This is a genomic window from Pseudomonas sp. ADAK7 (assembly GCF_012935675.1).
Lineage (GTDB): Bacteria > Pseudomonadota > Gammaproteobacteria > Pseudomonadales > Pseudomonadaceae > Aquipseudomonas.
This window is the reverse complement of the sequence record NZ_CP052861.1, coordinates 5,107,152-5,130,931: the sequence shown is the minus strand read 5'-3', so window position 1 is coordinate 5,130,931 and position 23,780 is coordinate 5,107,152. Positions and strand designations below refer to the sequence as shown.

The 23,780-nt window shown below is 60.1% G+C and carries 19 protein-coding genes and 2 pseudogenes; 8 read left to right on the top strand and 13 right to left on the bottom strand.

What is annotated here, in order from left to right:
- Positions 1 to 37 precede the first annotated feature (37 nt).
- From pqqF to HKK53_RS23475, 7 genes are all read left to right on the top strand, one after another.
- The gene (gene pqqF / locus HKK53_RS23505) at positions 38 to 2,461 is read left to right on the top strand and encodes a pyrroloquinoline quinone biosynthesis protein PqqF (protein WP_169372795.1); all 2,424 of its coding nucleotides are present in this window, start codon (positions 38 to 40) and stop codon (positions 2,459 to 2,461) included.
- Positions 2,462 to 2,618: 157 nt separating this feature from the next.
- The gene (gene pqqA, locus HKK53_RS23500) at positions 2,619 to 2,693 is read left to right on the top strand and encodes a pyrroloquinoline quinone precursor peptide PqqA (protein WP_009045898.1); all 75 of its coding nucleotides are present in this window, start codon (positions 2,619 to 2,621) and stop codon (positions 2,691 to 2,693) included.
- Between the two features lie 72 nt (positions 2,694 to 2,765).
- Positions 2,766 to 3,677 carry a pyrroloquinoline quinone biosynthesis protein PqqB gene (gene pqqB, locus HKK53_RS23495; protein ID WP_169372794.1) on the top strand — a complete coding sequence of 304 codons (912 nt, stop codon included), beginning with the start codon at positions 2,766 to 2,768 and terminating at the stop codon, positions 3,675 to 3,677.
- A gap of 129 nt (positions 3,678 to 3,806) precedes the next feature.
- Positions 3,807 to 4,559 (top strand): pyrroloquinoline-quinone synthase PqqC, encoded by a 753-nt coding sequence (gene pqqC / locus HKK53_RS23490; RefSeq protein ID WP_123410558.1) that lies wholly within the window; start codon positions 3,807 to 3,809, stop codon positions 4,557 to 4,559.
- Positions 4,556 to 4,831 (top strand): pyrroloquinoline quinone biosynthesis peptide chaperone PqqD, encoded by a 276-nt coding sequence (pqqD, locus tag HKK53_RS23485; RefSeq protein ID WP_169372793.1) that lies wholly within the window; start codon positions 4,556 to 4,558, stop codon positions 4,829 to 4,831. Before pqqC ends, pqqD begins: the two co-directional genes overlap by 4 nt.
- A gap of 4 nt (positions 4,832 to 4,835) precedes the next feature.
- A complete protein-coding gene (gene pqqE, locus HKK53_RS23480; protein ID WP_169374286.1) occupies positions 4,836 to 5,981 on the top strand; it encodes a pyrroloquinoline quinone biosynthesis protein PqqE in 1,146 nt (381 codons plus the stop codon).
- A complete protein-coding gene (locus HKK53_RS23475; RefSeq protein WP_169372792.1) occupies positions 5,944 to 7,773 on the top strand; it encodes a S9 family peptidase in 1,830 nt (609 codons plus the stop codon). Before pqqE ends, HKK53_RS23475 begins: the two co-directional genes overlap by 38 nt.
- Positions 7,774 to 7,913: 140 nt before the next feature.
- On the opposite strand, the gene HKK53_RS23470 is transcribed toward HKK53_RS23475, so the two are convergent.
- Together HKK53_RS23470 and HKK53_RS23465 are read right to left on the bottom strand one after the other, a co-directional pair.
- Positions 7,914 to 8,072 (bottom strand): YqaE/Pmp3 family membrane protein, encoded by a 159-nt coding sequence (locus HKK53_RS23470; protein WP_007904205.1) that lies wholly within the window; start codon positions 8,070 to 8,072, stop codon positions 7,914 to 7,916.
- Positions 8,073 to 8,269: 197 nt separating this feature from the next.
- Positions 8,270 to 9,553 (bottom strand): aspartate aminotransferase family protein, encoded by a 1,284-nt coding sequence (locus HKK53_RS23465; protein ID WP_169372791.1) that lies wholly within the window; start codon positions 9,551 to 9,553, stop codon positions 8,270 to 8,272.
- 169 nt (positions 9,554 to 9,722) lie between these two features.
- Between HKK53_RS23465 and HKK53_RS23460 the strand changes: the two genes are divergently transcribed.
- Positions 9,723 to 10,643 carry a LysR family transcriptional regulator gene (locus HKK53_RS23460; protein ID WP_169372790.1) on the top strand — a complete coding sequence of 307 codons (921 nt, stop codon included), beginning with the start codon at positions 9,723 to 9,725 and terminating at the stop codon, positions 10,641 to 10,643.
- 227 nt (positions 10,644 to 10,870) lie between these two features.
- Here the strand turns inward: HKK53_RS23460 and HKK53_RS23455 are convergent, their stop codons facing one another.
- The 11 genes and pseudogenes from HKK53_RS23455 to bioB form a co-directional block, all read right to left on the bottom strand.
- The gene (locus tag HKK53_RS23455; protein WP_169372789.1) at positions 10,871 to 12,649 is read right to left on the bottom strand and encodes an acyl-CoA dehydrogenase C-terminal domain-containing protein; all 1,779 of its coding nucleotides are present in this window, start codon (positions 12,647 to 12,649) and stop codon (positions 10,871 to 10,873) included.
- Positions 12,650 to 12,900: 251 nt separating this feature from the next.
- Positions 12,901 to 14,697, bottom strand: a pseudogene (locus HKK53_RS23450) (acyl-CoA dehydrogenase C-terminal domain-containing protein).
- Between the two features lie 90 nt (positions 14,698 to 14,787).
- Positions 14,788 to 16,074, bottom strand: coding sequence for a GGDEF domain-containing protein (locus tag HKK53_RS23445; protein ID WP_169372788.1), 1,287 nt, complete (start codon positions 16,072 to 16,074; stop codon positions 14,788 to 14,790).
- 155 nt (positions 16,075 to 16,229) lie between these two features.
- Positions 16,230 to 16,495: pseudogene (locus HKK53_RS23440) on the bottom strand (cytochrome-c peroxidase); the annotation flags it as partial.
- 210 nt (positions 16,496 to 16,705) lie between these two features.
- Complete coding sequence (locus HKK53_RS23435; protein ID WP_169372787.1) at positions 16,706 to 18,511, bottom strand: phenylacyl-CoA dehydrogenase; 1,806 nt, start codon at positions 18,509 to 18,511, stop codon at positions 16,706 to 16,708.
- 278 nt (positions 18,512 to 18,789) lie between these two features.
- Positions 18,790 to 19,086 carry a pyrroloquinoline quinone biosynthesis protein PqqE gene (locus tag HKK53_RS23430; RefSeq protein ID WP_169372786.1) on the bottom strand — a complete coding sequence of 99 codons (297 nt, stop codon included), beginning with the start codon at positions 19,084 to 19,086 and terminating at the stop codon, positions 18,790 to 18,792.
- A gap of 109 nt (positions 19,087 to 19,195) precedes the next feature.
- Positions 19,196 to 19,876 carry a dethiobiotin synthase gene (bioD, locus tag HKK53_RS23425; protein WP_169372785.1) on the bottom strand — a complete coding sequence of 227 codons (681 nt, stop codon included), beginning with the start codon at positions 19,874 to 19,876 and terminating at the stop codon, positions 19,196 to 19,198.
- Positions 19,873 to 20,685 (bottom strand): malonyl-ACP O-methyltransferase BioC, encoded by an 813-nt coding sequence (gene bioC / locus HKK53_RS23420; protein ID WP_169372784.1) that lies wholly within the window; start codon positions 20,683 to 20,685, stop codon positions 19,873 to 19,875. Before bioC ends, bioD begins: the two co-directional genes overlap by 4 nt.
- Positions 20,678 to 21,409, bottom strand: a complete 732-nt coding sequence (locus HKK53_RS23415; RefSeq protein ID WP_169372783.1) for an alpha/beta fold hydrolase — start codon at positions 21,407 to 21,409, stop codon at positions 20,678 to 20,680. Before HKK53_RS23415 ends, bioC begins: the two co-directional genes overlap by 8 nt.
- Positions 21,402 to 22,580, bottom strand: coding sequence for an 8-amino-7-oxononanoate synthase (gene bioF, locus HKK53_RS23410; protein WP_169372782.1), 1,179 nt, complete (start codon positions 22,578 to 22,580; stop codon positions 21,402 to 21,404). Before bioF ends, HKK53_RS23415 begins: the two co-directional genes overlap by 8 nt.
- Before the next feature lie 133 nt (positions 22,581 to 22,713).
- On the bottom strand, positions 22,714 to 23,769 hold the full coding sequence (bioB, locus tag HKK53_RS23405; protein WP_123513110.1) for a biotin synthase BioB: 1,056 nt from the start codon (positions 23,767 to 23,769) through the stop codon (positions 22,714 to 22,716).
- Positions 23,770 to 23,780: the final 11 nt, after the last annotated feature.

Sequence of the window (23,780 nt, the reverse complement as noted above, 5' to 3'; positions counted from 1 at the left end):
CCGCTAGCATTAGCGCTTCTCTGTTCTGGAAGTGCTCATGCCTGCGTTGAATCATCCCCGCCCACATACTGAAACCCTGGCCAACGGCCTGCGGGTGACGCTGCGTCATGCCCCGGATTTGAAGCGCAGTGCTGCGGCGTTGCGGGTGGCGGCCGGCAGTCATGACGTGCCTTTGGCCTGGCCCGGACTGGCGCACTTTCTTGAGCATTTGCTGTTTCTGGGGACCGAGCGCTTTCCTACTGGCCAAGGGCTGATGGCCTACGTCCAGGGTCATGGCGGCCAGGTGAATGCGCGCACCCGTGAGCGCACGACGGACTTCTTTTTCGAATTGCCGCCTCAGGCATTTGCCGGTGGGCTGGAGCGTCTGTCAGACATGCTCGCTCACCCGCGTATGAATCTGGACGATCAGTTGCGGGAACGGGAAGTGTTGCAGGCGGAATGTGTTGCGTGGTCCCAGGATGCTACCGCGCAACAGCAACTGGCCTTGTTCGATGGGCTATCGGAATCCCATCCGTTGCGGGCGTTTCATGCAGGCAATCGGGATAGTTTGCAGGTGCCGCAGCCTGAGTTTCAGCTCGCGTTAACAGATTTTTATCAGCGGTTTTATCAGACTGGGCAGATGACATTGAGTCTGGCCGGACCACAGAGTCTTGATGAGTTGAGAGCGATGGCCGAGGTGTTCGGTGCAGTCATCGCCCAAGGTGGAAAAGCCCTGCAACACACGCCTGTTTCTCTGATGGATTCTTCCGACAAAAGTTATCAACAGGCTAGCGATCGTCGGCTGGACCTGCTGTTCACCTTCGAAGCGCTTCCCGACTCATCACCTGAGGCCTTAGCGTTCCTGTGCCATTGGCTGAACGCCGCGAAATCCGGCGGCCTGCTGGCCAAACTGCAAGACAGCGGCATGGCCGACAGCCTGAAAGCCTCGCCGCTGTATCAGTTCGCCGGGCAAGCCGTGCTTCACATCGAATTCAAACTGCCCGCCAACGCAACACCGACGGGAATCCGTGAACAACTGATGGATTGGCTGGGATTCTTCGCCGCCCAACAAGACTGGCGCGGCCTGCGCGACGAGTACGCGGCCCTGCTGCTGCGTCAACAGCAAGTCAGCAGCGCCCTGCAACTGGCGCAACGGGACAGCGAACAGCTTGAAACCGGGCTATCCGAGCAGGGTGTTAGCGCCCTCAAGGACGTCATGAAACAAATCGGCGCTGTGGATAACTTCACCGGCCAATGGCAACTGCCGGCGCCTAATCCGTTTTTGCGCTTAGAGACACCCATCGCCAATGCCGGGCTGATCCGTGGCCAGACCAGCGCCCATCGAGGCCTGCGCACCTTTGCCCAGGATCGTTCCCGAGGACGTCGTGAGCGTTCACCGATGCAGTTCAGTCAGGCGCTGCCGGGGAATACCGACGAGGGCGCCATTTACCTGCGCTGGCGGCTGGATTCGGCGCCGGATGGCCGCCTCCAATCGCACCTGGAAACCAGCCTTGAGCCATTGTGTGAGGACGCCCGTCAGGCTGGTGTCGATATGTCCTTCAGCGCAACGGGCAATGAATGGCTGATGAAAATGACCGGTCTGCAGGAGCCGATGCCAACAGTCCTCGAACATGCGCTGACCGCTCTGACAAACGCTGATGCCGATTTCCCACAAGCGGAGCCGGCAAGTCCTGCGCTGATACCCATTCGGCAGCTACTCAAAGCGCTGCCGGAGCATGGCGTCCAACACACTGTCAGTTCCGGCGATCTGCAAAAACTCTGGTCAAGCGCACGCTGGGATGGTCTGGCCGTGGGCCTGTCCGCCCAGACCCAAGCGGCCATGGGCGTTGCCTTGAGCCGTATCCCCGGCACTGCGGACAGTCAGTTGACGCCGCCATGCTTGATCAACGCGCAGCATTTGTGGAATCACCACGACACAGGCTCCAGCGATCACGCATTGCTACTGTTCTGTCCGACAGCCACACAGGACATATCTGACGAAGCCTGCTGGCGTCTGCTCGCCCACCTGAGCCAAACGCCGTTCTACCAACGCTTGCGGGTCGAGCTTCAACTGGGTTACGCCGTATTCAGCGGCATACGCCAGATAAACGGCCAGACCGGATTATTGTTTGGTGTGCAATCACCCCATGTCGCTGCCGCTGAATTGCTGAAACACATCGAACACTTCTTGAGCGGACTGAGCGACGGCATCGATGACGCGACTTACCTCGCGCAGCGCCAAGCCCTCGCCGACCAATTCGACAGCGCCACCCTGCCCAACGCCCAGGCCGCCGAACTCCTGTGGCAGGCCAGGCTCGCCGGCCACTCGTCGGATTACCTGACGCAACTTCCTGAAGCAATTTTAAAGATCGACCGCCAAGCACTGATCACCGCCGCCCAACGCCTGAATAACGCCGAAGGCGGCTGGCGCTGCCTGGCCAACGCGGCTTGCCCTGGTGCGCCCTGGCAAGCGGCAAAATGATCATTACCGACGCTGCAATTAGCTTTCTCAAAGTTTCACGGGCAACGGCTCGGTAATTTTGAGTAACATAGCCACCTAACTATCTGAACATCTCCGGCTGGAGGTGGACTATATGTATAGGTCTCAACTGTCCCATCCACCTGAAAGGAGCACTCCCATGTCCTGGTCCAAACCTGCTTACACCGACCTGCGTATCGGCTTTGAAGTCACCATGTACTTCGCAAGCCGCTGAGTTTGTATCGTTGTGCAACGCCTCGGTCTGCCGAGGCGTTTTTATTTTCAGCGTTGAAATGATGGAGCAGCCATGTTTGTCCAGATTCTAGGTTCCGCCGCCGGCGGTGGTTTCCCGCAGTGGAATTGCAACTGCGTGAACTGCGCAGGCTTTCGCGACGGCAGCCTGAACGCCAAGGCGCGGACTCAGTCGTCCATCGCGATTTCCGATGACGGCGTGAACTGGGTGCTGTGCAACGCCTCGCCGGACATCCGCGCCCAACTCCAGGGTTTCGCCCCAATGCAACCCGGCCGCGCCCTGCGCGATACCGGGATCAGCGCGATCATCCTGATGGACAGCCAGATCGACCACACCACCGGCCTGCTCAGCCTGCGTGAAGGCTGCCCGCATCAAGTCTGGTGCACCGACATGGTCCACGAAGACCTGAGCACCGGGTTTCCGCTGTTCACCATGCTGACCCACTGGAACGGCGGGCTGAACTGGAACCGTATCGAACTCGACCAGAGTTTCACTGTGCCGGCCTGCCCGAACCTGCGTTTCACCCCGCTGCCCCTGCGTAGCGCCGCCCCGCCCTACTCGCCGCACCGCTTCGACCCGCACCCGGGCGACAACATCGGCCTGATCGTCGAAGACCTCAGCACCGGCGGCAAACTGTTTTACGCGCCGGGCCTGGGCAAGGTCGACGCGCCGCTGCTGGAAATCATGGCCGGCAGCGATTGCCTGTTGGTGGACGGTACGATGTGGGACGACGATGAAATGCAGCGCCGTGGCGTCGGCACTCGCACCGGTCGGGAAATGGGTCATTTGGCGCAGAACGGCCCCGGCGGCATGCTGGAAGTGCTGGAACAACTGCCCAAGCAGCGCAAAGTGCTTATCCACATCAACAACACCAACCCGATCCTGGATGAGGATTCGCCGGAACGGGCGGAGCTGGTTCGTCGTGAGGTTGAAGTGGCGTATGACGGCATGAGTATTGTGTTGTAGCGAAGGGCGATATCGCGAGCAAGCTTTGCTCCTACGGGTTAGCGCTGTCCCCTTGTAGGAGCAAGGCTTGCCCGCGATGAGGCCAGACCCGACACCAAAGAATCCACCGGTCCTACCCGGAGAACCAAAATGACTGACACCGCAATGTCCCCTACTGAGTTCGAAGCCGCCCTGCGCGCCAAGGGCGCCTACTACCACATCTACCACCCGTATCATGTGGCGATGTATGAAGGTCGGGCGACCCGCGAGCAGATCCAGGGTTGGGTCGCCAACCGATTCTACTATCAGGTGAACATTCCCCTGAAAGACGCTGCGATCCTCGCCAACTGCCCGGATCGCGAGATCCGTCGCGAGTGGATTCAGCGCCTGCTCGACCATGATGGCGCCCCCGGCGAAGACGGTGGCATTGAAGCCTGGTTGCGCCTGGGCCAAGCGGTCGGCCTCGACCCGGATCAGTTGCGCTCCCAGGAACTGGTGCTGCCCGGCGTGCGTTTCGCCGTGGACGCCTACGTCAACTTCGCCCGCCGCGCCAGTTGGCAGGAAGCCGCCAGCAGCTCATTGACCGAATTGTTCGCACCACAAATCCATCAATCGCGCCTCGACAGTTGGCCCCAGCATTACCCGTGGATCGACCCGGCCGGCTACGAGTATTTCCGCACGCGCCTGGGCCAGGCCCGTCGCGATGTCGAGCATGGTCTCGCAATCACTTTGCAGCACTACACGACGCGGGAAGGCCAGGAGCGCATGCTGGAAATTCTCCAGTTCAAACTGGACATTCTTTGGAGCATGCTCGATGCCATGACCATGGCCTACGAGCTCAATCGCCCGCCGTATCACAGTGTGACCGAACAACGGGTCTGGCATAAAGGAATCACCTTATGAGTTTCGATCGCAGCAAGACCCCGACCTGGCGCACGGGCTACCGTTTCCAGTACGAACCGGCGCAGAAAGGCCACGTGCTGCTGTACCCGGAAGGCATGATCAAACTTAATGAAAGCGCCGCGCTGATCGGTGGTTTGATCGACGGCGAGCGTGATGTGGCGGCAATCATCGCCAAACTGGACGCGCAGTTCCCCGGCGTACCGGAGCTCGGTGAAGACATCGAGCAATTCATGGAGGTCGCCCGTGCTCAGCACTGGATCGAACTTGCCTGATTCTGTGTCAGACAAGTTACCGCCCAAACCCGAAATCGGCCTGCCCTTGTGGTTGCTGGCCGAACTGACCTATCGCTGCCCGCTGCAATGCCCGTACTGCTCCAATCCGCTGGATTTCGCCGAGCAAGGCAAAGAACTCAGCACCGAACAGTGGATCAAGGTGTTTCGCGAAGCGCGGGAGATGGGTGCGGCGCAGTTGGGTTTCTCCGGCGGTGAACCGCTGGTGCGCCAGGACCTCGCCGAGCTGATCGCCGAGGCGCGCAAGCTGGGGTTCTACACCAACCTGATCACCTCCGGCATCGGCCTCACCGAACAGAAAATCAGCGACTTCAAGAAGGCCGGCCTGGACCATATCCAGATCAGTTTCCAGGCCAGTGACGAACAGGTGAACAACCTGCTGGCCGGCTCGAAAAAGGCTTTCGCGCAGAAGCTGGAAATGGCCCGTGCGGTGAAGGCCCATGGCTATCCGATGGTGCTGAACTTCGTGACCCATCGGCACAACATCGACAAGATCGACCGCATCATCGAGCTGTGCATCGCCCTTGAAGCGGACTTCGTCGAACTCGCCACTTGCCAGTTCTACGGTTGGGCGCAGCTCAATCGTGTCGGCCTGTTGCCGACCAAGGAACAGCTGGTGCGCGCCGAACGCGTCACCAATGAATACCGCGCCAAACTGGAAGCCGAAGGGCATCCATGCAAGCTGATTTTCGTTACCCCGGACTACTACGAAGAACGCCCGAAAGCCTGCATGAACGGCTGGGGCAGCATCTTTCTGACAGTCACGCCGGACGGAACCGCCCTGCCCTGTCACGGCGCCCGACAGATGCCGGTGCAATTTCCCAACGTGCGCGATCACAGCATGCAACACATCTGGTACGACTCGTTCGGCTTCAACCGCTTTCGCGGTTACGACTGGATGCCTGAGCCATGCCGTTCGTGTGATGAGAAAGAAAAAGACTTCGGCGGCTGTCGCTGCCAGGCCTTCATGCTCACCGGTGACGCCAGCAATGCCGACCCGGTGTGCAGCAAATCGGAACATCACGGCGTGATTCTCAAGGCCCGCGAAGAAGCCGAACACGCGACCCAGACCATCGAACAACTGGCCTTTCGCAATGAACGAAACTCACGCCTCATCGCTAAAAGCAGCTGAACCCTTCAGCGCCATCAAGGCTGTCGCGGCCGGCATCGACTTTGCCGAGTTGCAGGTCGGCCGTCATGGCTTGTTCTGGAACGAGTACCGTCCAGAGGATGCCGCGTGCCGGATCTGGCATTGGCACGATGGCGAGGCCCGATGCCTGACGCCGCCAGGGTTCAGTGCACGCAGTCGCGTGTACGAATATGGCGGTGGGGCGTTTTGTCTGACGGATGACGGGATTGTTTTCGTTAACGAGGCGGACCAGCAGCTCTATCGGCAATCGCTGAAGGGAGAGACTCCTGAGGTGCTGACGTCGAGTGGTTGCCGTTATGGCGATCTGCAGTTTGCCAACGGCCAGGTGTTGGCGGTTGAAGAAAACCATGATCAGCATCGGTTGGTGGCCATCGACCTGGCGGACGGTGTGCGTCATTTGTTGGCCGAGGGCGCGGACTTTTACGCCGCGCCGACGCTGAGCCCGGATGCTCGACGCCTGGCCTGGATTGAGTGGAGTCGGCCGGACCAGCCATGGACCGCGACTCGTTTGATGGTTGCCGAACGCCAGAATGAAGGTGGCTTTGCTCAGCCGCGTTGTGTGGCCGGCGATGGTGCTGAAGAGTCGTTGCAACAACCTCGGTTTGATGACAGCGGGCGCCTGTATTGCCTGACCGACCGCGACGGCTACTGGCAGCCGTGGGTGGAATCCGCAGAGGGATTGAACCCGCTGGCTAGCGCTAATGCCGATCATGGACCGGCACCGTGGCAGCTCGGCGGCAGCACGTGGTTGCCGCTGGGCGAAAACAGTTATCTGGCGAGCTGGACCGAAGGCGGGTTTGGCCGACTGGGCCTTTGCGGCGAAGCGCCTGAAGATTTCATCGGGGACTACAGCCGTTTCCGAAGTCTCGCACTGGATGCACAGTTTATTTACTGCATCGCCGCCTCGCCGGTCAGCTCCTCGGCGGTGATCGCCATCAACCGCCACACCCGACAAGTCAAAGTCCTCGCTGGCGGCATTGCGCCCTTGCCCGCCGAGCAGATCAGCCGCCCACAAACCCTGCGCTACCCAAGCGGTTCGGGCGAGGCCCACGGCTTTTTCTATCCGGCGATGACCGGCGCCGCGAAGCCGCCGCTGGTGGTGTTCATCCACGGCGGCCCGACCTCGGCCTGCTACCCGATGCTCGACCCGCGCATCCAGTATTGGGCGCAACGGGGTTTCGCCGTGGCCGACCTGAACTACCGGGGCAGCAGCGGCTATGGCCGGGCTTATCGTCAGGCGCTGCACTTGAGTTGGGGCGATGTGGATGTGGAGGATGCCTGTGCCGTGGTCGCCTATCTCGCCGAACGCGGGCTGATCGATGGCGACAAGGCTTTCATTCGCGGCGGCAGTGCTGGCGGCTATACCACCCTTTGCGCGCTGGCCTTTCACAAGGTCTTTCGCGCCGGGGCCAGCCTGTATGGCGTGAGCGATCCGGTTGCACTGGCCAGGGCGACTCACAAATTTGAAGGCGACTACCTGGATTGGTTGATTGGCGATCCGCTGCAGGACGCCGAACTTTACGCCGCCCGCACGCCACTGCTGCACGCGAGCAATATCTCGGTGCCTGTGATCTTCTTTCAAGGTGAACTGGACGCCGTGGTGGTGCCGCAGCAAACCCGCGACATGGTCACGGCGCTGGAGGACAACGGCATTCTGGTTGAGGCCCACTATTACGCGGATGAGCGTCATGGGTTTCGCAAGGCGGGGAACCAGGCGCATGCGCTGGAGCAGGAGTGGTTGTTTTATCGGCGGGTGATGGATTTAGCAGATTGAAACCGCGGCGCGCCCTTCGCGGGCAAGTCGGAACGCCGCCCGCTCGCTCCTACAGGTTTGTGTCGTTCAACAATCCCGTAGGAGCGAGCGGGCGGCGTTCCGACTTGCCCGCGAAGGCAATCTATCTGACGCCGAAAATGTCAGCGCTTGGCGATGATATAAACCGCATGCACGATCCCCGGAATGTAACCGCACAACGTCAGCAGAATATTCAGCCAGAACGCCCCGGCGAAACCGACTTGCAGAAACACACCCAGGGGCGGCAACAGAATGGCAATGATGATTCGAATAAAGTCCATGGGTCAGCTCCTGATTTGAAGTTTGGCTTGTGTAAGCCACACAGCTAATCGACCTGTGCCGTTCGTCAGGGTTCAGTACGGTTTTTCAGACCAACATTTCGCCGAGACAAAAAAACGCCCCACACCAAAAGAAGCAGGTATGGGGCGATGCGTTATTACCGCGAGACGGTTCGGAAATTCGTGTAGGACGGCTCTGATCAGACGGCAATCCCTTTGCGGCACTGCAGTTGCGCGGTGCGTACTCGGGAGAACGCGCGGGCCAGGCGCAGGAGCATTTCGTCGATGTTGGCTTTGCTGACGGTGAGGGCTGGTGTGAAGCGCAGGCAATCGGGTTGCGGGGCGTTGAGGAGCAAGCCTTCGCAGAGTGCGGCTTTGACTACCGCGTCTGCTGAATCGTCGGACAGGGTCAGTCCCCAGAGCAGCCCGTGGCCACGCAATTCGCCGTGGCCGTAGCGATGGGACAGCCGCCTCAGACCTTCTCCAAGGTATCGACCGGTCTGCTGCACATGATCGAGAAATCTTTTGTCGTGCACGCTATCGAGCACGGCCAGACCGGCAGCGGTCATCAGCGCATTGCCGTGATGGGTGCCGGTCATTTCACCGAGGTCGAAACAGCACGCCTTGCCCCGGGCCAGCAACGCCGCCAACGGCACGCCGCCACCCAGACCTTTGCCGAGCACAACGATATCGGCTCGCACGCCGTAGGACTGTTCCGCGAGCAAGGTGCCGCAGCGGCCGATCCCGGTCTGCACTTCGTCGAGGATCAGCAGGATGCCCAATTCGCGACACAAGCGTTCGATGCCCTTGAGGTAATGCTCGTCGGCCGCGATTACCCCGGCTTCACTCTGGATCGGTTCGAGCATGATCGCCACGGTCCGGGCATCCACGGCCGCGTGCAACGCTGGAAGGTCATTGAAAGGAACGTGGCTGAAACCCGGCAACTGAGGCTCGAATCGGTTGGTCAGATTCGAACTGTCCGACGCTGAAATCGTCCCGAGACTACGGCCATGACAACCCTTATTAGCGACGATGATTCGCGAAGCGCCCCCACGATGCAGTTGACCCCACTTGCGAGCCAACTTGATCGCTGCGTCGCAGGCTTCGCTGCCACTGTTGAGCAGGTACGCCTGATCGCTGCCGGTACTGGTGCAGAGGCGTTCGGCGAGGTTGAGCATGCCGCGGTTATGCAGGCCGAAGCCGGGGTTGATCAGCGATCGGGCCTGATCGGAAATCGCGTTAACCAGCACTGATGGACTGTGCCCCAAGCTGTTGGCGCCGCCGCCCTGGGTGAAATCCAGATAGGCGCGGTCATCGCTGTCCCACAACCACGAGCCCTGGCCGCGGACAAAAATCTGTTGTGGCCGCTCGACACTGGGCATCAGGCACTCGCTGGACAGGTTGTCACTGCAAGACGGCAATGAGGTGTCCATGACCAGGTCATCCAGACTGGGTGGGCTGCGCCGCAAACTAAACAGATTCATGGAAAAAAACCTCGTTTGAGGTTTTTTGTCTTTCCTATGTAAACACCATCACTGCAAACGGTATTCATCGCGCTTTCTGGCCCTGTAAGCCTTATGAATGCGGTTAGACTAGGCTCAGGCACGGCGCTGAGCCATTTCGATTTCACAGCATTTTCGATAAGCATTACTTATGGATTTCAAGCAACTGCGTTATTTCGTCGCGGTCTATGAAGAAGGCCATGTGGGCCGGGCTGCGGAGCGACTGTCCATCTCCCAACCGGCACTGTCGCAACAGATCCGCCACCTTGAGCAGAACCTCGATGTGAGCCTGTTTGAACGCAGCAGCAAACGCTTGCTGCCGACCCTCGCGGCGCACACGCTGTATAACCACGCGCTACCCCTGCTCGATGGCCTGCAACGGGCGCGGGAAGCCCTGGGTAATTTCAAGGGACAGGCATTGCGCACCTTGGCCATCGGCGTGTTGCAAACCGTGCACAGCAGCCTGGTGCCGCAGATGCTCGAACGGGTGCGCAAGGCCCAGCCGCATCTGGTGGTGCAAATCTATGAGCTGACCGGCATGGAGATCGAGCGGCGCTTGCTCAATGGTTCCCTGGACATCGGCATCAGCTACCTGCCAACCCGTCAACCGGGACTGCACGGTGTGTTGTTGTACGAAGATGAACTGACGCTCGTCATCCCGGCGGATCATCCGTTGCGCGAATTCAAGAAAGTCTCCATGAGTCAGGCCGCGGAATTACCGATGCTGCTACTGGGCGAGGAGTTTCAACTGCGGCAGATCTGGCAGGCGCAATTGGCCAGCCTGGGGCGACGGCCGCAGGTGCAGGCGGAACTGAACAATATGGCGGGAATTCTCGACAGCCTGCCCCATACCCGGTTGGCCACGGTGTTGCCCGGGCGTTCGCAAAAGGCGCTGGGTAATCATGAACTGCTGTGGAAACCGCTGACCGAGCCGCGCGTGCCGCTGAAAGTCGGATTGGTGTGTCGAGATGTGCAACGGCAACAAGCCTCTATGGCCTTGTTGCAGACATTGCTGGAAGAAGTGCTGAATGCGCCCGATGAGCGCTTGAACAGCCCGGCGAAAATGACCTGAGCCCTTTTCTACAGGCAAAAGAAAACCCCGCCGAAGCGGGGCTTTGCAGACTGTTTCCCTGACATCCATTTCACTCCGCCATCCTGGCAGAATCCTACGTGTCCGTGTTGTTGCTTTGCGCTTCCTGCGCGACGTCCATGTGAAGTAGATTAGCTCTGGATCCAATCGGCGCATATGGGAAAACAGCAGCACGTCATGTAAGAGAATGCTTACATAACGTTACATCGTCAGAATTGCGAAGCATCCAGCAGGAACAGCGATTCGCTGCCGGCCTTCACCGACGCGCTCAACGAGTGAATCCGCGGCAGCAGGCGGGCGAAATAGAAGCGCGCGGTGCCGAGTTTGCTCGCGTAGAAATCGTCCTGCGCCTCTTTGCCGTAGGCCGCTTTGGCCATCAATGCCCACATGTAGGCATAGGCAACGTATCCAAATACTTGCAGATACTCGACCGACGCCGCGCCGATTTCATTCGGGTTATTTTTCGCCCGGTCCAGCAGCCACGAAGTCAGTTCATCAAGGGTGGTCACCGCGTCATTCAATGGCTTGGTGAACTCCGCCAGGTCAGCGCTGGCGGTCGCAGTGAAGTGACGAATTTCGTCGGCGAACAGGTTATAGAACGCCCCGCCACTGCCAACAATCTTGCGCCCTACAAGGTCCAGCGCCTGAATGCCGTTGGTGCCTTCGTAGATCTGGGTGATACGTACGTCACGAACCAGTTGTTCCTGGCCCCATTCGCGGATGTAACCGTGGCCGCCGAACACCTGCTGGCCGTGCACGGTGGTTTCCAGTCCCAGATCGGTCAGGAATGCCTTGGCCACTGGGGTCAGCAACGCAACCAGGTCTTCCGCACGTTTGCGGGTGGTCGCGTCTTCGCTGAACTTGGCGGTGTCCAGTTGCATCGCCACGTACGTCGAGAAGGCACGGCCGCCTTCGTTCGAGGCTTTCATGGTCAGCAACATGCGACGCACGTCCGGGTGGACGATGATCGGGTCAGCGACTTTGTCTTTGTTTTGCGCGCCGGTCGGGGAACGGCTTTGCAGGCGATCGCGGGCGTATTCGACAGCGTTCTGGTACGAGCGCTCGCCGGTGGCCAGGCCCTGGATACCCACGCCAAGACGCTCGTAGTTCATCATGGTGAACATCGCGGCCAGGCCTTTGTTCGGCTCGCCGACCAGATAACCCACGGCTTCATCGAAGTTCATCACGCAAGTCGCGGACGCCTGGATGCCCATCTTGTGCTCGATCGAACCGCAGTTCGCCGGGTTACGTGCGCCCAGGCTGCCATCGGCATTGACCATGAACTTCGGCACCAGGAACAGCGAGATGCCTTTCGGCCCGGCCGGTGCGTCCGGCAGTTTGGCCAGTACCAGGTGGATGATGTTTTCGGTGAGGTCGTGTTCGCCGCCGGTGATGAAGATCTTGGTGCCGCTGACTTTGTAGGAACCGTCGGCCTGAGGTTCGGCCTTGGTGCGGATGATCCCCAGGTCTGTACCAGCGTGCGGTTCGGTCAGGCACATGGAGCCAGCCCAGACGCCGGCATACATGTTCGGCAGGTACGCGGCTTTCAGCTCGTCGCTGGCGTGGGCGTTGATCGACAGGCAGGCACCGGCGGTCAGCATCGGGTACAGACCGAACGACAGGCTGGAGGAGTTGACCATTTCTTCGACCTGGGCCGAAACCGCTTTAGGCATGCCCATGCCGCCGTAGGCCGGATCACCACCGACACCGACCCAACCGCCTTCAGCGTAAGTCTGATAAGCCTGTGGGAAACCTGCCGGCGTGGTGACGGCACCGTCCGCCCAATGGCAACCTTCTTCGTCAGCCGCACGGCTCAGGGGCGCGATGCTTTTGCTGGTGACCTTGCCGGCTTCTTCGAGAATGGCTTCGACGGTTTCGGCATCGACGGTGTCCGCCAGCGCCGGCAGCTCGGCCCAGAGTTTGGCGACCTCGAAAACTTCATTGAGGACGAAGCGCATATCGCGCAGGGGCGCTTTGTAGTCAGCCATGGCAAACCTCGCAGGATCTAAACGGGTGATTCGTAGGAATTGTGCTTTCGTTGGGTTCGAGTGTAACCCAACAACTTTTACGACACATAGGGTCAGCTCATGACTGATTTGTAATGTTTAGTCATTGGCGTATATCCGGTAAAACGTATTCGCGGGCAAGCCTCGCTCCTACAGGTCCTCGCTGTGCGCAGACTTCGCGAACGACACAAAACTGTAGGAGCGAGGCTTGCCCGCGAAGCTTTTAAAACCGATTAAAGCGCAAACAACTCCGCCGGCAGCTTCATCAGGCAATCACTTCCCGCCTCGATCGCCGCCCGATGAGCGGCGGTACGCGGCAGCAAACGCTTGAAGTAGAACTCGCAGGTCGCCAGTTTGCCCTGGCAATAATCGGCATCGCCGCTGCCCGCATCGATCTGTGCCTGAGCCACCAACGCCATTCGCAACTACAAATACCCAAGGATGATGTACCCGCTGTACATCAAGTAATCCACCGACGCTGCGCCGACTTCATCCGGGTTTTTCATCGCGGCCATGCCGACTTTAGTGGTCACCTCGCCCCACTGCTGATTCAAGCCATTGAGCTGTGCCACGAAGCTGCCCAGTTGCGGATGCTCGGCATTCGCCGCGCAGAACTTATGGACGATTTTGGTGAACCCCCGCAACAGTTTGCCTTGGCTGCCAAGGACCTTGCGCCCCAGCAGATCCAGTGCCTGAATGCCGTTGGTGCCCTCGTAGATCGGCGCAATCCGGCAGTCGCGGACCAGCTGTTCCATGCCCCATTCGCGGATAAAACCGTGCCCGCCAAACACCTGCATACCGTGGTTGGTCACCTCCAGGCCGGTATCGGTCATGAAGGCTTTGCAGATTGGCGTCAGGAACGCCAACAGGTCCTCGGCATCCTGACGCGCCGTAGCATCTGAGCTCAGATGAGCAACATCCAGCAACTGCGCGGTGAAATAGGTCAGCGCCCGGTTGCCTTCGTTGAAGGCCTTCATCGTCAGCAACATCCGCCGCACATCGGGGTGCACGATGATCGGGTCGGCGGCTTTTTCCGGGGCTTTCGGGCCGGTCAGCGAGCGCATTTGCAGGCGGTCGTTGGCGTACTTGATCGCGCCCTGGAAGCTCGCTTCGCCCAGACACAAACCCTGCATGCCGGTGCCCAGGCGTGCGTGGTTCATCATGGTGAACATGCAGTTCAGGCCCTTGTTCGCTTCACCAATCAAATAGCCCTTGGCCTCGTCAAAATTGAGCACGCAGGTGGCCGAAGCCTTGATGCCCATCTTGTGCTCGATGGAGCCGCAGGAAACGCCATTGCGCTCGCCCGCTTCGCCGTTAGCATCGGGTAGTAATTTGGGCACGATAAACAGCGAAATGCCCTTGGTCCCGGCCGGCGCGTCCGGCAGCTTGGCCAATACCAAATGAATGATGTTGTCGCTCATGTCGTGTTCACCGGCGGAGATGAAGATCTTGCTGCCGGAGATCGCATAACTGCCGTCGGCCTGGGGCACCGCGCGGGTCTTGATGATGCCCAGGTCGGTGCCGCAATGGGCTTCGGTCAGGCACATGGTCCCGGTCCACTGGCCGGCGGTGAGTTTGCTCAGGTAGGTCTGTTTTTGCTCTTCGGTGCCATGGGCGTGGATCGCCGACATCGCGCCGTGGGTCAGGCCTGGGTACATGCCCCAGGAGGTATTGCTGGAGGCGACCATCTCACTGATGACCAGCCCCAGTGAAAGAGGCAAACCCTGGCCGCCATGAACCGGATCAGCCGCCAGGCCATGCCAGCCACCCTCGACGTATTGGGCGAAGGCTTGCTTGAAACCTGTAGGCGTTGTCACCACGCCGTTGTCGAAATGGCAGCCTTCTTCGTCGCCGCTGCGATTGAGCGGTGCGAGGACGTTCTCACAGAATTTCGCGCCTTCTTCGAGGATCGCGTTGACCATGTCCGGGCTGGCATCGGTGGCACCCAGCGCGGCGTAGTTGCCATGGAAGTCGAAGACGTGGTCGATCAGAAAGCGCATATCGCGCAGGGGAGCTTTGTACTCGGGCATGGTCGTTTCTCCGGCGGCAGATTCCTCAAACCTACTGCCGCGCACCACGCCTCACAATCACAGTCCAGACGCTGAATGCGCCGTCATCACTCAACCCGCAGCGGCATCCATGCGCACTGCGCCACGGCGGCTCTGACCGAACGCCACCACGCAGTTGCGCCCGGCGCCCTTGGCGCTGTAGAGCGCCTCATCCGCGGACTTGAGCACTTGTTCGGGGGTGCGCTGCTCCAAGCGTTCGGCGACGCCGATGCTGACCGTGACCGACACGCTGGAAGCGCCGGAGCCGGCTCGACGCTGGCGACCTTGCTGATCGTCCTGAGGCCGGTCCGGATTACGCAATTGAATGTTGTAGGAGGCAATCGACTCGCGGATGACTTCCAGGTGCGGCATGCACTCTTCCAGCGTCTTGCCCGCGAACACCAGGGCGAATTCCTCGCCACCGTAGCGATACGCCCTACCGCCGCCGCTGATTTTCGACAGTTTGCTGGCCACCAGGCGCAGCACCTGATCGCCGACATCATGGCCGTGGGTGTCGTTGAATTTCTTGAAGTGATCGACGTCGCTCATCGCCAGCACGTAATTGCGCCCCAGGCGCTGCATGCGTTCGTTCAAGGCGCGACGGCCCGGCAGGCCGGTGAGTTCGTCGCGGAAAGCCATTTGATAGGCTTCGTGGGCAACGGCCGCGGCAATCATCAGCATCACCTGGCTGCACATGATGTTCAGGGTGAACGGCAGGATGAAGGTTTTCGGCAACATCCAGAACAACCCCAGCAGCCCCACCAATTGCGCGGCGTGCAACGGCCTCGGATTGCGCCAGTATTGCCAGGCCAACAAGACAAAAGAGGCGATGAAGACCGGGTAGGACAACTGGATCAGGCTCATCCATGCTCCGTGCAAGGCCGGCCAGCGGATTTCCGACAGCCACATCAGCAGCGCCTGTGGGTAACTTTGCTCAATGCCCAGCGCCACGCTGCCGAACGCCAGCAACACGGCGAAGCGCGCCACCATATCCTGAAACAGGTGAGTACGTTCCTGCCACGCGGCGAACAGGCCGAACAGCAACGGCAGCAGCAGACAACAGAGATGGAACACCACCGCGGCGTCTTCGCGAACCTTGCCGTTGTCGCGGTAATAATCGGTCTGGGTATCGAGCAGGAAGTAGGCGATGTACACCGTGACCATCAGGAACAGTTCACGCTGGCGTCGGTAAACCGCGCAGTACGCACCGCCGAGCAACAGCACCAGGGTGGGCAGCACGTTGAACAGCGACGTGAAGAAGACGTTGAGATCCTTGATGTACGCAGCCGAAAGCCCAGCGAGCAAGAGCAGTAGTGAGGGCAAGAAATGACTGAAACGTACAGCGGAAGAACGCGGCAAGGGTAAAGCTCCGACCCGGCATAGCAATTGATGGCATTGTGCCTGCAATTCGCACGATTAAGCACACGAAATGTGATGCAGGTCACGTGAACGTCTCTTTAACGGCAGAAATGCCGAGTATCTGAGTCAGTTGCCGAGGTTTTTTAACTGACGCCTCAAAGATCGTCATAGGACGCCTGCAACGGCCCTCCGCTGACGCTGCGCCCTTCTGCACCAATAGGCTTGAGGGAAATCAGTGCATCCAGTGCCTGCCGCGTCGAGATCTTCGGACTGACAGGGCGTGCCGTCACCGCATTTTCATCACCAACATAATCTTGGGGAATGACCAGCGACGGATGATCGAACGGCGCCTGTTCCCAGGCCACACAGAAGGATGTTCGAAGCCGCTGGTGTTGCTCGCATCCTCGCCGCACCGGTCGCCCATCGACATCCAGCGCGTCAGGCACATTGCCGCCCTGCAGTAGGGTGCTGGCCACTTCTGGCGGCCGTTGGCCCGCACCATACGGTCGTTGTGGGGTGGTGAAGGCGATTTTTGCCGGGGAATGGGTCCCAACTGGGGTTCGAACTCAAGGCAAAAAAAAGCCGCCACTCCCGAAGGAGCGGCGGCTCTTTTATTGGACTGCGCTAAGGCTTAGTAACCCAGTGCGAAGTCTTCTTCTTTCATGTCCATCAGGTTGTTGGCGCCCGACAGCATGGTAACAACGTGAGTGCGGGTACGCGGCAGGATGCGCTGGAAGTAGAAGCGCGCGGTCTGCAGCTTGGCGGTGTAGAACGCGGTTTCGGTGGTGCCGGCAGCCAGTTTCTCGGCAGCCAGGCGCGCCATGTCAGCCCAGAAGTAGGCCAGGCAGGCATAACCGGAGTACATCAGGTAGTCCACGGAGGCCGCGCCGACTTCTTCGCGATCTTTCATGGCAGCCATACCGACCTTCATGGTCAGCTCGCCCCATTCTTTGTTCAGCGCAGCCAATGGCTCGACGAACTCTTTGACCGCTTCGTTGCCTTCGTTGGTCTGGCAGAACTTGTGGACGATCTTGGTGAAGCTTTTCAGAGCCTCGCCTTGAGTCATCAACACTTTGCGGCCCAACAGGTCGAGTGCCTGGATACCGGTGGTGCCTTCGTACAGCATCGAAATGCGGCTGTCGCGAACGTTCTGCTCCATGCCCCACTCGGCGATGAAACCGTGACCACCGTAGATTTGCACGCCGTGGTTAGCGGATTCGAAGCCGACTTCAGTCATGAAGGCTTTGGCGATCGGCGTCATGAAAGCCAGCAGTGCATCGGCTTTCTTTTTCTCTTCTTCGTCTACGCCGTATTTGACGATGTCGACCTGTTTGGCGGTGAAGTAGACCATCGCGCGGTTGCCTTCGGCGAACGCTTTCATGGTCAACAACATGCGACGTACATCTGGGTGAACGATGATCGGGTCAGCGGCTTTTTCCGGCGCTTTCGGGCCAGTCAGGGAGCGCATTTGCAGGCGATCACGAGCGTATTTCAGGCCGCCCTGGAAGCCGATCTCGGCGTGAGCCAGACCTTGCAGCGCAGTGCCCAGACGCGCGGTGTTCATAAAGGTGAACATGCAGTTCAGGCCTTTGTTCGCCGGGCCGATCAGGAAACCGGTGGCCGCGTCGAAGTTCATCACGCAGGTGGCGTTACCGTGGATACCCATTTTGTGTTCCAGGGAACCACAGGTCACGGCGTTACGTGCGCCGATCGAACCGTCTTCGTTCGGCATGAACTTCGGCACGATGAACAGCGAGATGCCTTTGGTGCCAGCCGGTGCATCCGGCAGACGTGCGAGCACGATGTGGACGATGTTGTCAGCCATGTCGTGTTCACCGGCCGAGATGAAGATCTTGGTGCCGGAAACTTTGTAGGAACCGTCGGCCTGAGGTTCGGCCTTGGTGCGCAACATGCCCAGGTCGGTGCCGCAGTGCGGTTCGGTCAGGCACATGGTGCCGGTCCATTCGCCGGAGACCAGTTTGGTCAGGTAAGCCTCTTGTTGCTCAGGCGTACCGTGTTCGGAAATGGTGTTCATCGCGCCATGGGACAGGCCTGGGTACATGCCCCACGACCAGTTGGCTTCGCCAACCATTTCACTGACGGCCAGACCCAGAGACTCCGGCAGACCTTGGCCACCGTGTTCTACGTCGTGGGCCAGGCTAGGCCAGCCGCCTTCGACGAATTGCTTGTAGGCTTCTTTGAAACCAGTCGGGGTTTTAACGCCGGACTCGCTCCAGGTGCAGCCTTCGGTGTCACCCACGCGGTTCAGCGGTGCCAGCACCTGCTCACAAAACTTGGCGCCTTCTTCGAGAATGGCGTCAACCATGTCCGGAGTTGCGTCTGCGCAAGCCGGAAGGCTCTGATAGTGCGCTTCGTAGCCGAGCAGTTCGTCACGAACGAAGCGAATATCACGCAAGGGGGCCTTGTAGTCAGGCATAGCGATAAACCTCTGCTGATGTAACCGGGAATGAACGACCGTGTTGATTTGTTGTGACGGTCAAACAGTTGTTTGAAACATACGTTTACGCCCAAATCTTGTCAAGCGCCGATCTTTTGCCGTTCGTCTTCACACAGCCGTGCATAACGGCCACGCAGCCGCGCACCGCCGATGACAGAGCAACAGGCACTGTAGGAAAGATTAGTTGAGGGAGAAGGACTTACGCAGAAAAACGCCGCGAATATTCGCGGCGTTGGGGTAACAGGTTCAGCTGGATATCAAGCGTAGGTATCAATCAACGTGCCGAGCATTTCATCGGAAGCCTTGGCGACTTTCGCACCCAGCTCAACCTGAAACTTGCCCTGGGACATCTCGACCATATTGCTGGCCAGGTCGGATTCCTGACTGCGATCGACCGAACGCAGACGATCAACCTGAGATTCGGAAGACTGGCTGGTCTGCGAACGTTCAATGGTGGTGCTGGCGATCTGGCCGGCGGCCTGATCGACACGGTTCTGCCCTGTCTGAATAGTGCTCAGACCGGCATAAAAAGCGGTGCTACCTGAGATTTCCATGGGAGAACTCGTCCTTATGAAGGATCAACAGCGGCCATTGAAGCAGACGCGCAAGTAAAACACCCGACAAAAACACTAATGGCACAGTGCCTCGTCATAGGCAAAACCATTAATCCAACAGGTCCAGTTGAAGATGCTCAGCCACCGCCTCCGCCGTCACCGACTTGAGTTTCGGCACCCGGCCCAGGCACGGTGCGGGTATCCGCTCGGCCAGCGTGGCGAGGTTTTCCTCCAGCCGCGAGGTTTTCGGCTCGATGATGTTGGCCACCCATCCGGCTAATTGCAGCCCATCGTTGGCAATCGCTTCAGCCGTCAACAGCGCGTGGTTGATGCAGCCCAGCCGCACGCCGACCACCAGAATCACTGGCAGGTCCAGCGCTATCGCCAGGTCCGAAAGATTGTCCTGATCCGCCAACGGCACGCGCCAGCCACCCGCGCCTTCGATCAACGTGAAGTCCGCGTTCAGATCCAGAATCTCGCGCATCGGCGTCAACAAGGATTGCACCGTCAGCGCGATGCCCGCCTCCCGCGCCGCCAGATGCGGCGCAATCGCCGGTTCGAACGCCACCGGATTGACCTGTGCATACGTCAGCGGCACCGAGCACTCCGCCAACAACGCCAGTGCATCGGCATTGCGCAACCCTTTGGGGGTCACCTCACAACCAGAGGCCACCGGTTTGCCCGCGGCCGTACTCAAGCCCGCCAGTCGCGCGGCATGCAGCAAGCCCGCGGCGACGGTAGTCTTGCCGACATCAGTGTCGGTGCCGGTGATGAAATACGCTGCGCTCATAAGGGTTTCTCCAACACGGCATAAACCACTTGATAAGTCGCCGGCAGTCCTTGTGCCTGACGAAACTGCTCATAGGCCTCGATCAAGCCGAGGATCCTTGCCCGGCCAGTCAAACCGCCCGGCCGACCGGGGTTCAGGTTATGCGCGCCCAATGCCTTGAGTTCATGGGTCAGGCTGCGCACATCCGGGTAATGCAACACGTGTGGACGGGCTTGCAGGCTGACGACGTTCAAGCCACTGGCCGCGCACAGCTGTTGATAAGTCTCGAACCCGCGGAAACGGTTGACGTGCACCATGCCGTCCACCTGACGCCAGCTGTCACGCAATTCGTACAACGTGCCGACACACAGACTAGCAAACGCGAAAATTCCGCCCGGTTTCAATGCCCGATTGGCCTCGCTGAGCACCGCGGCAAAGTCCGAACACCATTGCACCGCCAGGCTGGAAAAGATCAGGTCGCAGGTCGAAGCCTGCAACGGCAGCCGCTCGGCATCCCCGGCGATGAAGTGCGTTGCGCCGCCCAATGGCCGAGCGTGATTGAGCATGCCCTCGGCGATATCCAGCGCAACGCCGTGACTCGCAGGAAAACGCTCACCCAGTGCACGGCTGAAGTACCCGGTGCCGCAGCCCAGGTCCAGCCAGCGATCAGGCGAAAAATCCTGCGGCAAACGGCGCAACAACTCGCTGCCAACATCGCGTTGCAACTCGGCCACGCTGTCGTAGCTGGCCGCTGCGCGGGAAAAGGACGCCGCGACCTGACGCTTGTCGGGCAAACCGCCGGGCAGGTTGGGAAGGGATAAATCAGTCATCACCGGACTCATGCAAAAAAGCCTGGATCGCCCCCGCCACACCGTGGGGGTCTTCCAGAAGAAACGCGTGGCTGGCCTGTTCGATCAGGCCGATTTCGACATCCGGCAGTAAGGCCAGCAAGTCCCCCGCCGCTTCGGCCGGGACCAGCCCGTCGAGGCCGGCGAACAGGTGCAGTTGCGGGCCACGAAACGCCTGTAGCGCCTGGCGGGTATCCAGTTGCGCGAGCAGTTCCAGGCCGTTCATCAACACCTGGGCCGACGTATGCGGCGCCCCGCCAAGTAACAGACGCGACAACCCGCGCGGGTCTTCGGCGCCTTGGGCGCAGAGCAGCGAGAACCGTTTCAAGGTCATGCGCGGATCGGCGCCGCAACCGGCCAGAAACGCATCAAACGTTTCGCCGGGCATCGCACTGGGCCATTGCTCATGGGCAACAAACGAAGGATTGCTCGCCAGGGTCAGCAGTCCGCAGCAGCGATCACCGCGCCGGGCCGCCAGCTCAGAGGCAAGCATGCCGCCAAGAGACCAGCCACCGAGCCAGGCATCCTGGGGCACGGTCGAATCGAGCTCATCGAGCCATTCTTCGAGATCGCTCGATTCGAGCTCCGGCAACGGCTCGATCTCGACCCGCAGGTGTTCATCCAACCCCTGCAACGCTGCCGCCAATGGCTCCAGCGGCGAAATCCCGAGGCCCCAACCGGGCAGCAGAATCAGACGATCACGCATGGCTTGGCTCCGTTCCCAGTTGTGCAAAACAATCGGCCAGTCCATTTAACAATAGCTGCACCTGCGCCTCGTTGTGGGCGGCGGTCAGGGTTACCCGCAAGCGGGCGCTGCCGGCCGGCACGGTCGGCGGACGGATCGCCGTCACCATCAGGCCATGTTCACGCAGCATCTGCGACAGTCGAACCGCGCGCCCGGCATCACCAATCATGATTGGCTGGATCGGCGTAAAGCTGTCCATCAACTCCAGGCCAATTTGCTCGGCACCATGGCGGAACTGGCTGATCAGCGTCTTCAGGTGCTCACGCCGCCAATGCTCGCTGCGCAGCAGTTCAAGGCTTTTCAGCGTCGCGCAGGCCAGGGCCGGTGGCTGGCTGGTGGTGTAGATGTACGGACGGGCGAACTGGATCAGGCTTTCGACCAACTCTTCACTGCCGGCCACAAATGCCCCGGCCGTGCCGAACGCCTTGCCGAGGGTGCCGACCAACACTGGCACATCTTCCTGGCTCAGGCCGAAGTGCTCGACGATCCCGCCGCCATTCGCGCCCAGCGGACCAAACCCGTGGGCGTCATCCACCATCAACCACGCGCCCTTGGCCTTGGCTTCCCGGGCCAATGCCGGCAGGTCGGCGATATCGCCATCCATGCTGAACACGCCGTCGGTGACCACCAGCGTGTTGCCGGTGGCTTTCTCAAGACGTTTGGCCAAGCTGTCCGCGTCGTTATGCAGGTAGCGATTGAAGCGCGCACCGGACAACAAACCGGCATCGAGCAACGAGGCGTGATTGAGCCGGTCTTCCAGCACCGTATCGCCCTGCCCGACCAACGCGGTGACCGCGCCGAGGTTGGCCATGTAACCGGTGGTGAACAGCAGTGCCCGCGGGCGACCGGTGAGATCGGCCAGGGCTTCTTCCAGCTCATGATGCGGGGTGCTGTGGCCGATGACCAAATGCGACGCCCCGCCGCCGACGCCCCAACGCGCCGCACCGGCGCGCCAGGCTTCGATCACTTGCGGGTGATTGGCCAGGCCCAGGTAGTCGTTGTTACAGAACGCCAGCAATGGCTGACCATCGACCACCACTTCCGGGCCTTGAGGGCTTTCGAGCAGTGGGCGTTGGCGATAGAGATTTTCGGCACGACGGGCAGCAAGACGCGCGCTGAGATCGAAAGACATGCAGACCTCGCGAGTAGGAAAGAGGTACAGCCCCTGTAGGAGCGAGGCTTGCCCTCGAAGGCATCACCGCGATCTTCAGATAGACCAGGGCGTCTCATTCGCGGGCAAGCCTCGCTCCTACAGGGCGGGGAAGTCACACAGCGGCGTTATAGAACTGCTCGCTGCTCTTCTGCTCGACCAATGCCTGCTCGATCGCCGCTTGATGCACTTCATCGGCATGCTCTTCGCGCGCTTCCGGCAGGATCCCCAGGCGCCCGAACAGTTGCATGTCCTTGTCGGCCTGCGGGTTGGCGGTGGTCAGCAGTTTGTCGCCGTAGAAAATCGAGTTGGCGCCAGCGAAGAACGCCAGGGCCTGCATCTGCTCGTTCATCGCTTCGCGGCCAGCGGACAGGCGCACGTGGGATTGCGGCATCAGGATACGGGCAACGGCGAGCATGCGGATGAAGTCGAACGGGTCGATGTCATCGGCGTTTTCCAGCGGCGTACCAGCGACTTTCACCAGCATGTTGATCGGCACCGATTCCGGATGCTCCGGCAGGTTGGCCAGCTGGATCAGCAGGTTGGCACGGTCGTCGAGGGACTCGCCCATGCCGAGGATGCCGCCGGAGCAGATCTTCATCCCCGATTCACGCACGTAGGCCAGGGTTTGCAGGCGCTCGCCATAGGTGCGGGTGGTGATGATGCTGCCGTAGAACTCAGGCGAGGTGTCGAGGTTGTGGTTGTAGTAATCGAGGCCGGCGTCTGCCAGGGCGACCGTCTGGTCCTGATCGAGACGACCGAGGGTCATGCAGGTTTCCAGGCCCATGGCTTTCACGCCCTTGACCATCTCCAGCACGTACGGCATGTCTTTGGCCGACGGATGTTTCCACGCCGCGCCCATGCAGAAACGCGTCGAACCGATGGCCTTGGCGCGAGCGGCCTCTTCGAGGACCTTCTGCACTTCCATCAGTTTTTCTTTTTCCAGGCCGGTGTTGTAGTGACCGGACTGCGGGCAATATTTGCAATCTTCCGGGCAGGCGCCGGTCTTGATCGACAGCAAGGTCGACACCTGGACCCGGTTAGCGTCGAAGTGCGCGCGGTGCACGGTCTGCGCCTGGAACAACAGGTCGTTGAATGGCTGAACGAAGAGTGCTTTGACTTCGGCCAAAGACCAGTCATGACGCAGGGTTGCAGAGGTGCTGGCGCTCATGGGTGTTTCCT